Source organism: Cryptosporangium minutisporangium, assembly GCF_039536245.1.
Classification (GTDB): domain Bacteria; phylum Actinomycetota; class Actinomycetes; order Mycobacteriales; family Cryptosporangiaceae; genus Cryptosporangium; species Cryptosporangium minutisporangium.
Genome location: NZ_BAAAYN010000039.1, coordinates 41,900 through 52,026, shown reverse-complemented (window position 1 = coordinate 52,026; position 10,127 = coordinate 41,900). Strand labels below are relative to the sequence as shown.

Below are 10,127 nucleotides of genomic sequence, written 5' to 3'. Positions count from 1 at the left end.
TTCCACTACTGCACCCGCCCACCGCNACCGCATCCACGACCACGGCTGGACACTCGCCTTCGACGGACGAACCGTCACCATCCAACGGCCTGACGGCACCACCCTCGACCCACCACCCGGCTAGACCCGCCGCCTCGCAGCCGACCGGTACACCCACCGGCCGGCCGGCGGCAGTTGTGGGGTGGGCTGGGTGAGGGCTCCGTCGGTGCGGTGATGCGCCCGACAGCCGTCCCGCAGGCGCTCGACCGCACCCCTTACTCACTGATGTTGATCGCTCCGAACCGCACGAGGCGTTGCTTGACCGCCGTCGGAACGTCCGACCCCATCCAGACACAGCTCAGCGCGGCTCGGAAGGCTGGTTCTTGCCGAGCGGCCCGTTCGATCTCGTTCATGAGTTCGGCGTCTCCACCGGCCTGATGGACGAGATTTTCGAGCGGGCCGGCGCCGACGGCAGCGACCAGGTCCGCATCTCCCTCGGCCGCATGGGCGAGCGCGATCACGAGGTCCACCACGCCTGGCTGCGGTTCAGCGCACACCGCCGATAGGAACCACCACACCGGTCCGAGCTCGTTCGCGCGCCTTTCGCTCACCCAGGCCTCCGCCACAGCGGCCGGGCTCTTCCACGTCACCCATGGCTCGTCGAACGGCCGGTACTCACAGGCACCGTCGGCTCCGATGCGAGCTACGGACTCAGTCACCCAGGCATCGTAGGAAGGTCGACCGACCCGCGCTCGACCACTCGCCGACAGAGACGGGAGTGCGCATCCGACGTCGCCGAGGGGTCGTAATCTCGGGGCGTGATCGAAGCTCGCCGACCGCGACGGGAGTGCGCATCCGACGACGCCGACGGATCGTAATCTCGGGGCGTGATCGAAGCTCGCCGACCGCGACGGGAGTGCGCATCCGACGACGCCGACGGATCGTAATCTCGGGGCGTGATCGAAGCTCGCCGACCGCGACGGGAGTGCGCATCCGACGTCGCCGACGGATCGTAGTCTCGGGGCGTGATCGAAGTAGGGTCTCGGGTCCGCAGGCAGCCGCCGCCACCCCGCGTGGTGTTCGAAGCCTTGACCAACCCGGATCGCGATCCTGCTCGCCCGTGGCTGCAGCTGCGCGACGACGAGGTGCCGCCGCGCATCCTCGAGGCCGAGGAGCCGGCTCTCGTGGTCTGGTCGTCCATCTGGCGGAAGCTGCCCGACGCGCGAATCAGGTTCGACCTGTCCGCTCACGGATTGGAGACCAACCTGCGATGGACGCTGCTCGCTCCCGAGCCGCTGTCGGACGAGGCGTTCGTCGGGCATCTACGGAAGCGCATGAACCGACTGATCAACGCTGACCTACGCTTCACGTTCGGCCAGTAGGCGCCCCGGTTCGTGACGCCGGAGTCCAGCGATCCGTGACCTCAGGATCGCGTTCGCCCCGCAGCTCACGGACCCATGCTTCGGATCGGCGACCCGTCCGGCGTCCTCGGACGTCGTTCCGGGCCGATCCCTGGCTTCGATCTCCGTGCGCTTCACCCACGTGCGCAACTTCAGGATGGATCGAACCCGGCGCGGAACAGTCCTGGAACATGGTTGTGTGTCCGGCATGCAGACCGCGGAGCGCGTAGCCAGTGGGCGCGGCTGGACCGTCGCGTCGGCGACCCTCCTGGCCGGTGCCTGGGCGGCGCTCGGTTTCGGCCTGTACCTCTCGCCGTCCGATCGGCAGGTCTGGGCCGACCTCGAAGGGGGCGGGAGATTCGCCCTGGGATTCGCCGTCTACCTACCGTTCCTACTACTGACCGTGCCGATCTTATTTGTCGTGCTCGTCGGGTTTTTCTGGACCCGCACGCCGAGGTCGGTGCTGGTGTTGGTGGTCGCCACCGCCTTCGGGATCGCGGTGTTCGCCGGTTGGGTCGCTAACCAGCCCTATCTGTTCGACGCGCAGCCGTGGCTGAGGCCGTTCGTGGTGTCGTGTGTGTTCATCGACCTGCTGGCCGCCCTTGCGACGGTGCCCGGCGCCCAGGCTGCCGCCAGGATGTAGGTGACGCGCCGAACGAGCCTCGGCAGGTCCGGCTCGCCGAAGCTGATTCAGCCGTATCCGCGTCGGACTATCCGGACCGACGCCGACGGATCCGTTCCAACTCGGCGTTCAACTCCGCTCTCTCGGCGGCCAACGCTGCCTCCCGCTGGTGCAGCTCGCGGTCGAAATCTCGCTGCGTCCGTGGCTTGTCGCCGGTTACCGACACCCGGGGGGGCGGCGCCAGTAGCTCTTTCCCGCCGAGCGCCGCCACCGCCTCCGCCTGGAGAGCGTAGATACCGACGAGTGCCACGATCCGGCCATTGGTCAGACGGACCCGGACGTGCGCAGAGGAATGGTCCGGTCGTTCTACTCCCTCGACCCGCTCCCACGGAATCAGTGGCTCAGGAAGCCGCCGCCACAGCCGTTCCGGCCAGGACAGCGAGATTCCGTCCGGGCTCACCCGGGCGTCGCGCCACTCCCACGCGAGGGGCACCCCGACCGCCCAGACGACCGCGACGAACAGCCGGTACCACTCTCGCCCGACCACCGCCCCGGCCACCGACGCCGTCACGACGACGACGTACAGCCATAACTCCCACCGCCGCAGCGGCCGACGTCCCCGGATCTCGTCCGCCATACCGACGGCTCTACCACCGCTGCCCCACCCTCACACCCGCGCGGCGGCCGCCGCGGGCCTCGCACGGCCCAGGCCCGTCACCAGCCGTTGGGGTTGGTTCCCGATTCCCTGGAGATGCCCGAGCCGGTGTCGGGGTAGTTACCGAACCGCTCGGCATGCAGACGCGCGAAGAAATAGCACATCTGCTCGCAGTCCGCGTCCAGTACCGCCAGCGACGGATCGGTGTTGACCGCGAGGTAGAACTCCCGGCCTACCGCAACGATGAAACCGCGGCAGTACAGGAAGCCGTCGTCCGAACCGTCGGTGTGCTCGTGGATCTCGTCCCGATCCAGGTCGTGCAGCTTGCGTTCGGCCACCCGGTCCAAGTCCGTTAATTCGGCACTCGATAACCCCGCGGACAACCGGCGCAGATTCGCCAGGAAGTGGTCGAGCCACGCGTCCAAGGCGTAGAGGCCGTCGGCGTCGCCGTCCAACGCCGGATCACGTGCGACAAGGGCCTCGCGGAGGGGAGCTACATCGGGTCCACACGCCGCCCACGCCGACTCGATCAACTCCCAGAAGCGGGCTTCCTCGGCTTCGGTCGGCAGCCGCCGCGCAGTATCGATCGTCACGCGAGAAGCGTAGTGAGACCCACCGACAACGCCTCCGCGCGGCGTCACGCTGCTCGGTCGAGAGCAAGCGGTGAGCCTGGTCAGCCGTTGGGCAGAAGCGGACGCATGAAGGTTCGTTCGTACCGCAGGACACAGCCGGACTCGTTCCGGATGTCGTCCGCCGCAATGAACTCCGGGTCCTGACCGAACAGGGTCCGGTAGCGCTCGTACGCAGCCAGGCTCTCGAAGCTGAACAGCGCCTCGGCCCGGTCGCTGGCACCCTCCGCCGGCAGGAAGTAGCCGTGATGGACACCGCCATGCTTGGCGACCAGCCGCATCCATTCGCGGGCGAAGCGTTCGAACGCTTCGATCTGAGCGGGATCGATGGTGTAGTGCACGACGCAGGTGATCACGGCACCAGCATGGCAACAGGGCCGGCCTTCGCGGCACGCCGGTGGGGCGGCTGTTACGGTCCCGGCCGTGCTCGACGATCTGAGTCTGTACGAGAAATCGTTGATCGCCTCGTGGCGGCTGCTCGCCTCGGTGGATCCCGAAGGTGAGGTCGTCGACGGCCCTCATGCGGTGACCATGTCGCATTCGCATCCCGCGCTGTGCAACGGCGGCGGCCGACACTCCGAGGACCTGACAGCGCTACGCGTGATTCCGTGAGCAGGATGAACCTGTGGGCGGAGAGGCGCGGGCGGGGGTCGGTGTGAGCCGAGCGGGCCTCCGCAGCTTCCGGCTAGCTGTCGTGCTCGGCGCCCTCACGCTGGCCAGCTGCACGTCGGGGGAGCCAGCCGCCGCTCCGACGACGATCTCCGTTGCCGGCTGCTCCCCCGTCCAGCGGCTGCTCGCCGTGGACACGGGGTCCATCGGTGAGTGGACGGCGGACTCGGCAGTCCGCGTCACTGCGGGTCCGCCGGGGCCCGCTCGGTGGCTGGTCGCCGCGAACCCGGGCTTCGGCGGCGCCGCGCACCTGCTGACCGGCACCGGCCAGGAGGTGTCCGTGACCTCCACCGGCCGGTATGGGCACGTCTCGGTGTTCTCCCTGTCCGATGGGACCGTCGTTCTGCTCGCCATCGAGCGGGGCGGCCGGGTCGTCGGCCGGTCGACGCGCGACGGCGCGACGTGGACGTCGTGGGAGGTGCCCTCCGCGACCGGTGACCGCACCCTCGCCGCGGTCTCCGGCGACCGCGTCATGTTGCTCGTCGAAGACGGCGACGACCGGCGCTGGTGGCTACGCGAGGGCGGCGGGTGGCAGACGATCCAGGGCCCGACCAGCGACGGGATCCTCCGGGCTCTGGGCGGCAGAGACCACGGATTCGCCGCCACCGTGCTCTCGGAGCACTTCGAGCCGTCGGCCGCTTTCGAGACGGTGTGGCAGGCGGACGCCTCCGGCGCCTGGACGAAGGTGGGACGACGCAGCCCCGGCGGGTACTCGGCCTACGGCGTGACACCCGCGGCCGGCGGGCCCATCGTCGCGACCGTGCGGTATGACCGGAACGCCCGCTGGGTGCTCTGGCCGGTGCGCGCGACGGCGGACAGCCTGCAGCCGCTGGCCTGCGAGACCGTCTTCGCAGACGGTGCCTCGCTCGTGACCGACTCGGCCGGCACGGTCTGGATCGTCGCCGGCGACACCGGGCGGGGCCTGCGCATCAACCGGGACGGCACCCGCACGCCCTTCGTCCTCGAGGGCCTACCGCATCCGATCGTGCCTGAGTACGTGCTACTGGCCGGCGCCGCCGACGACGAGCTGCTCGTGCAGGCGGGTAGGCGCCTCTACCGCGTCACCGCTTCCTGACGCGGCCACCACGACCGCGAACAGCGTCGTCACCGATCAGCAGTTCGGAGCGGGTAGGGCGCGTCCGGCGAAACGGTCGGCGAGGAAGGCCAGCGCGTCGGCCGAGCCGATCGCCCCGGTCACGTGCTCGGCGACGAAGGGCCGCCAGGTGACCTGAGCCCCGAGCTTGCACCAGGACCGGCGCAGCGCATCGGCCTGACTGAACGGCAATACCTCGTCGAACACCCCGTGCCAGAGGAACACCGGCGCACCGGGCGCCCGCCGGCCCAGCGAGTTCTGCGACAGCCGCCGCTGCCAGGCGGCCGTGGCCAAGGGATCGGTCGTCGTCAGCCGGCTGATCCGGGTGAACACATACGGCGCCAAGCCGTCGGCCGTGCAGCTCGTCCGGAGCGCAGCGATCACCGTCTTCCCGTAGGGACTCAGGTACGAGTCGAGTCTCAAGTCCGGATAGGCGGCGTTGAGTCCGATAGCGGCATAGCCGAGTAAAGCTGCCGCCAGCGAGCCGTCCAGGAAACGCGCGACCGTGTACATGTCCGCCGGTACTCCCCCAGCAGCGACGCCGACGACGTCCAACTCGGGCGCATAGGCCGGCTGCAGCTGGGCCGCCCACGCCGAGGCTCCCCCGCCCTCCGAGTATCCGTAGAAGCCCACTGGGGCGGACGACCGGAGACCGGCGACCGGGAGGCGCTGCGCGGCCCGGACGACGTCTATCAGGGCGCGTCCCGCCGACCGGCCGACCACGTAGGTGTGATCGCCGGGCGTCCCGAGACCCTCGTAGTCGGTGACCGCCGCCGCCCATCCCCGGCGGAGCACGTCGTCGAGGTAGAAGTCGGTGAACAACAGGCCCTTGGCCAGCGACTTCGAGGCCGCGCACTGGTCGCCGATGCCGAGCGTCCCCGGAGCCACACCGAGGATCGGCACCGTGGCCGGGTGGCGCCCGAGCGGCACGAAGATCGTGCCGGTGACGGCGTTCGGCGCGCCGGTGGCGGTGCGCGACAGATACATGACGAGGTAGCCCCGGGCGGCCGGCCTACTCGCCCCGAGCTGCGGCGGGACGGCGATGGGCCGGAACCGGATGACGTCACCCGGACGTCCGGCCGGGAGCGGCGAGGGCGGGGTGTAGAACGCGTCACCCTCCGGACCGAGCACCGGAACGGGGGGTTTCCCGACGCCCTCGGCGGCCCCGATCGAGGGCGTAACACCGAGGACGAGCACGACGATCAGCGCGAAAAGAAGCGGAACGGTAACCGGCGCAGGGCGCATTCATCCCACCCACCAAGGCCTCGCGAATTCGGTGGGTAGAGAGTGATCCGATTCGCAACAATGTTCAACGAGTCGGAATCGAGAAAGGTGCGTAAATTTGAGAGACGGTTCTCAACAGCAACTCCAGAGCAATACTTAATCGTCCGGTAATTCCTTCCCGTGGACGTCAGGAGTTGACTCCAGGCCACACCGCCGCGATTCAGTCGGGGATCGACCAGATGTTGACTCCGCGCCCGCTGGTTGACGCCAGAAGTGTGCCGTCCGGGCTGAACGCGACGGCCGGCGTCGCTTCGCCGTCGTTCGTGTTGGATTCCAAGGGATCGTCGATCTGCTTCCTGGTGGCGGTGTCCCACAGCCGGACCGTGCCGACGCTCTCTGCCGATGCCGCCCGGTCACCGTCCTGGCTGAACGCAACCGCGACGACCTCGTCGTCGTTACCGGTGAAAGGGTTTCCGATTTGTTCTTCGGCCCCTGAATTCCACAGGAGCATGTCTTGGCCGGTACCGCCGGTCAGCAGTTGTTCGTCGTCTGTCGGGCTGAACGTGACGCACGTGCCCCGGATCTCGTCGCCGAGGATCGTGCGGCTTTCGGCGTCGTAGAGCCGCACCTTGTCATCCGGGCCGACCGCCGCAATCGTCTTGCCGTCCCGGCTGAAGGCGAGGCCATGGACACTCTCGACCTTGGTGTCGATCGGACCGGCGGCGTCCCCAGTTTTTCTCGCAACGTCCCAGACGTGGATCGTCCCTCCACCGCCGCCCGACACGAACGTCCGGGAGTCGGGGCTGAACGCCAGCTCGGTGACGTAATCCGCGTGGAGCCTCGGCATGACGTAAGCCCTGTTCGGTGCGGTCAGATCCCACAGCCAGACGTTGCTATCGCTATCGCCGGCGGCGACCCACTTGCCGTCCGGACTGATCACTGCACCGGATAGGCCGACCTGGCCACTCTCGTTCTGGGTGGTCAGTTGGTTGAGTAGCTTCCCGGTGGAGGTCTCCCAGACCCAGATCTGCTGATAGCCAGCAGTAATGACCTGCTCCCCGTCCGGGCTGAACACGACCGAGTCGTACATTCGAGGGCCCGCGCCTTCGGAGCCGACAAGAGTGCGCAGCAGGGAGGGCGAACCCGCTTCGCTCAGGACGCGATGCAGGCCGAAGCTGCCGGCGAGGGCGACGACGGTAGCGATCGCTGCGATGACCACCCACTTACCGCGTACGGGTCGGCGTCTCGGATTCGGGGCCGGAGCCGGCGGCGGAGATGGTGCCGGCGGGTGCGGTGCCGGCGGAGGTGGTGCCAGCGGATGCGGTGCCGCGCTCGAGGTGTCCGGCCGGTGGGTGTGGAGGCTGCCGATAGCCACGACCAGCTCCGGCTGATCCACCACCGTGGGCGGGTGCCCCAGCGCGCGATGAAGGGCTCGGGTCAGGCCCGGCAGGCGAGTCGAGCCACCGACCAGAAACACGGCGTGCAGGTCCGCCGGTTCCAGGCCGGCCTGCCGGAGGACGGCGTGACAGGTCGAGATTGTCCGCTGGATCAACGGCTGGGTCAGTTGGTCGAGCTGCTCGCGCCCCAGCACTGTCTCGTCGTCGAGAAGCGGCACGTGGACGAACGTGCTGGCGGTGGTCGCCAGGATCTCCTTGGCGGTTCGAACCTGGTCGAGGAAGGTCCACCGGGCCCTCCGGTCGCTGACCGTCACGGGCGAGAGCAGGCGGGCCCACGTCGTTTCGTGCTGCGGAAACGTTGCCGCGAACGAGGCCACGATCGCGTGATCGATGTCCGCGCCACCCGCGTCCGGAATGCCGTCGGTTCCCAGCACCGTGTACGCACGATCGCGTTCGGCTCGCACCACCGTGGCGTCGAACGTACCGGCGCCCAGGTCGTACACCAACGCGGTTGCGCCCGGCGGTAAACGGTCCGGGTGGTCGTGGACGAATGCGGCGGCCGCGGCCAACGGCTCGGCGACCAGGCGGACGTCGTGCCATCCGACCCGAGCGGCGGCATCCAGCAGCACCTGCCTGCGAGACCCGCCCCATACCGCGGGATGGGTGAGCACGACCTCGTCGAGCGCGGTGTACGTGACGCCCGCCGCGGCCGGGACACCGGTGACCCGGGCCGCCTCGTCCGCAATACGTCGGAACACGGACGTGACCACGTCGACCAGCAGCCATCCCCGTTCGCCGAGCAGCACACTGCCGTCGATCAGATGCCGCTTGGGATGCGGCTCGAACGCCGCCGGGTCGCGCTGGGCAGTGTGCTGGGCCGTCCTACCGACCAGCAGGACACCGTCGACCGCGCACACGGCGGACGGCAGCTGCTGCTGGCCGTCGAAGAGCAACGGCCGGAGTCGGCCGTCCGGTCCGGCGAGCACCGCCACTGTGTTCGAGGTTCCGAAGTCCACGCCCAGCCGGTAACCCGCTGCCACGCCAACAGACTAGTGAGCGGCCCCGGCCGACCGCGGACGGGCCGTGGCTGTCGCCCTGTCACTGTGGACCCGGGTAGACGGCGGTGCTACCGGAGAGATTCGCCTCGGATCGACGCGTCGAGCAACGTCATCGGGTGGTACACCGGCACGGGCTCGGGAAGGTGCGCGGTGATCTGCAATGCACAGCCCGGGTTGGCGGCCGCGATCGCGTCCGCGCCGGTGGCGGCGAGGTTCGCCGCCTTGCGCTGCCCCAATTCCGCCGCCGCGGCGGGCTGGGTCAGGTTGTAGATCCCCGCCGACCCGCAGCACAGCTCCCACTCGGCCGGTTCGACCAGCTCCAGGTCCGGGATCCCGCGCAGCAGGTCGCGCGGCGGCTGGCGGACGCCCTGGGCGTGCGCGAGGTGGCAGGCGTCGTGGTAGGCGACGCGGAGCGGCAGCGGATGGCGGGGTGCCCGGGGTTCGAGCTGCCCGAGCACCTCGTGGACGTCCCGCACCTTCGCCGAGAACTCAGCGGCCCGGGACGCCCAGGCCGGATCGTCGGCGAGCAGGTGGCCGTAGTCCTTCATCGCCGAGCCGCAGCCGGCGACGTTGACCACGATCGTGTCGAACCCGGCGTAGGCGGTGATCACTCGGCGGGCGTGCGCCAGCGCCTCGTCCTCGACGCCGCTGTGCAGTTGCAGCGCACCGCAGCAGCGCGGAGTACGCGGGGCGTGCACCTCGAACCCCTCCGCGGCGAGCACCCGGACCGTCGCGGCGTTGACGTCTCCGAACAGCGCCCGCTGGATGCAGCCCTGGAGGAACGCCACCCGGCCCCGGAACGCGACGTCGGGGGCGGCCGGCGTCGCCCTGGGCAGCTGCCGGAGGGCCGCCGCCGGTGACACCCGCGGGGCCAGCGACAGCAGCGCGCCCACTCGCGTGCCGGGGAAGCGACGCCCCACACGGGCACCCACTCCGCGGGAGGCGGCCAGCAGCGGCACCAGGGCCCGCACCCGGCCGGGGTGGGTGAACAGGCCGAAGATCAGCGCCCGGTACGCCCGTTCGCGACGCGAGCGCGGAACGTTCCGCTCCACCTGCGGCCGGACCTGCTCGATCAACCGGTCGTACTGGACGCCAGACGGGCAGGCGGTCACGCAGGCCATGCACCCCAGGCACCGGTCGAAGTGGGTCTGCATGGTCGGGCTGAGCGTCTCGGAGTCCTCGTGCCCGATCCGCATCAGCACGATCCGGCCGCGCGGCGAGTCGGCCTCGTTGTCGAACACCGTGTAGCTGGGGCAGGTGGGCAGGCAGAACCCGCAGTGGACGCAGTCCCGGATCAGGTCGGGGTCGGGCGGGCGCTGCGAGTCCCAGCCGCCGGGGGTACCACCGAGGCCCGGCTGGTCACCGCCGGAGGGCGTCGTGTCGGACAGATCCGCCGTCATC

Annotated in this window: 11 protein-coding genes; 4 read left to right on the top strand and 7 right to left on the bottom strand. The window is 69.6% G+C overall.

What is annotated here, in order from left to right; genetic code table 11:
* Positions 1 to 254 precede the first annotated feature (254 nt).
* Positions 255 to 605, bottom strand: coding sequence for a DUF6869 domain-containing protein (locus tag ABEB28_RS28025; protein ID WP_345731225.1), 351 nt, complete (start codon positions 603 to 605; stop codon positions 255 to 257).
* 399 nt (positions 606 to 1,004) lie between these two features.
* Here ABEB28_RS28025 and ABEB28_RS28020 point away from each other — a divergent pair, with 399 nt between their 5' ends.
* Together ABEB28_RS28020 and ABEB28_RS28015 are read left to right on the top strand one after the other, a co-directional pair.
* On the top strand, positions 1,005 to 1,361 hold the full coding sequence (locus tag ABEB28_RS28020; RefSeq protein WP_345731224.1) for a hypothetical protein: 357 nt from the start codon (positions 1,005 to 1,007) through the stop codon (positions 1,359 to 1,361).
* 217 nt (positions 1,362 to 1,578) lie between these two features.
* Complete coding sequence (locus ABEB28_RS28015) at positions 1,579 to 2,022, top strand: hypothetical protein (RefSeq protein WP_345731223.1); 444 nt, start codon at positions 1,579 to 1,581, stop codon at positions 2,020 to 2,022.
* A 67-nt stretch (positions 2,023 to 2,089) separates the two neighbouring features.
* On the opposite strand, the gene ABEB28_RS28010 is transcribed toward ABEB28_RS28015, so the two are convergent.
* From ABEB28_RS28010 to ABEB28_RS28000, 3 genes are all read right to left on the bottom strand, one after another.
* Entirely contained in the window at positions 2,090 to 2,638 is a 549-nt protein-coding gene (locus ABEB28_RS28010) for a hypothetical protein (RefSeq protein WP_345731222.1), read from the bottom strand.
* A gap of 77 nt (positions 2,639 to 2,715) precedes the next feature.
* Positions 2,716 to 3,249, bottom strand: a complete 534-nt coding sequence (locus ABEB28_RS28005; RefSeq protein WP_345731221.1) for a DUF4240 domain-containing protein — start codon at positions 3,247 to 3,249, stop codon at positions 2,716 to 2,718.
* A gap of 80 nt (positions 3,250 to 3,329) precedes the next feature.
* Positions 3,330 to 3,641 (bottom strand): NIPSNAP family protein, encoded by a 312-nt coding sequence (locus tag ABEB28_RS28000; protein ID WP_345731220.1) that lies wholly within the window; start codon positions 3,639 to 3,641, stop codon positions 3,330 to 3,332.
* 67 nt (positions 3,642 to 3,708) lie between these two features.
* On the opposite strand from ABEB28_RS28000, the gene ABEB28_RS27995 reads away from it, so the two are divergent.
* Positions 3,709 to 3,897: a hypothetical protein gene (locus tag ABEB28_RS27995; RefSeq protein WP_345731219.1), complete on the top strand. Its 189-nt coding sequence runs from the start codon at positions 3,709 to 3,711 to the stop codon at positions 3,895 to 3,897.
* A 43-nt stretch (positions 3,898 to 3,940) separates the two neighbouring features.
* Positions 3,941 to 5,029, top strand: coding sequence for a hypothetical protein (locus ABEB28_RS27990; protein ID WP_345731218.1), 1,089 nt, complete (start codon positions 3,941 to 3,943; stop codon positions 5,027 to 5,029).
* 36 nt (positions 5,030 to 5,065) lie between these two features.
* On the opposite strand, the gene ABEB28_RS27985 is transcribed toward ABEB28_RS27990, so the two are convergent.
* The 3 genes from ABEB28_RS27985 to ABEB28_RS27975 form a co-directional block, all read right to left on the bottom strand.
* Positions 5,066 to 6,292, bottom strand: a complete 1,227-nt coding sequence (locus tag ABEB28_RS27985; protein ID WP_345731217.1) for a lipase family protein — start codon at positions 6,290 to 6,292, stop codon at positions 5,066 to 5,068.
* Positions 6,293 to 6,491: 199 nt separating this feature from the next.
* The gene (locus tag ABEB28_RS27980) at positions 6,492 to 8,708 is read right to left on the bottom strand and encodes an Hsp70 family protein (RefSeq protein WP_345731216.1); all 2,217 of its coding nucleotides are present in this window, start codon (positions 8,706 to 8,708) and stop codon (positions 6,492 to 6,494) included.
* A gap of 86 nt (positions 8,709 to 8,794) precedes the next feature.
* Complete coding sequence (locus ABEB28_RS27975; protein WP_345731215.1) at positions 8,795 to 10,126, bottom strand: (Fe-S)-binding protein; 1,332 nt, start codon at positions 10,124 to 10,126, stop codon at positions 8,795 to 8,797.
* Position 10,127: the final 1 nt, after the last annotated feature.

Bases quoted from the DNA above. Each gene is read 5' to 3' on its own strand.
- ABEB28_RS27985 (WP_345731217.1), bottom strand. From the start codon at position 6,292: ATGCGCCCTGCGCCGGTTACCGTTCCGCTTCTTTTCGCGCTGATCGTC.
- ABEB28_RS27975 (WP_345731215.1), bottom strand. From the start codon at position 10,126: ATGACGGCGGATCTGTCCGACACGACGCCCTCCGGCGGTGACCAGCCG.
- ABEB28_RS28010 (WP_345731222.1), bottom strand. From the start codon at position 2,638: ATGGCGGACGAGATCCGGGGACGTCGGCCGCTGCGGCGGTGGGAGTTA.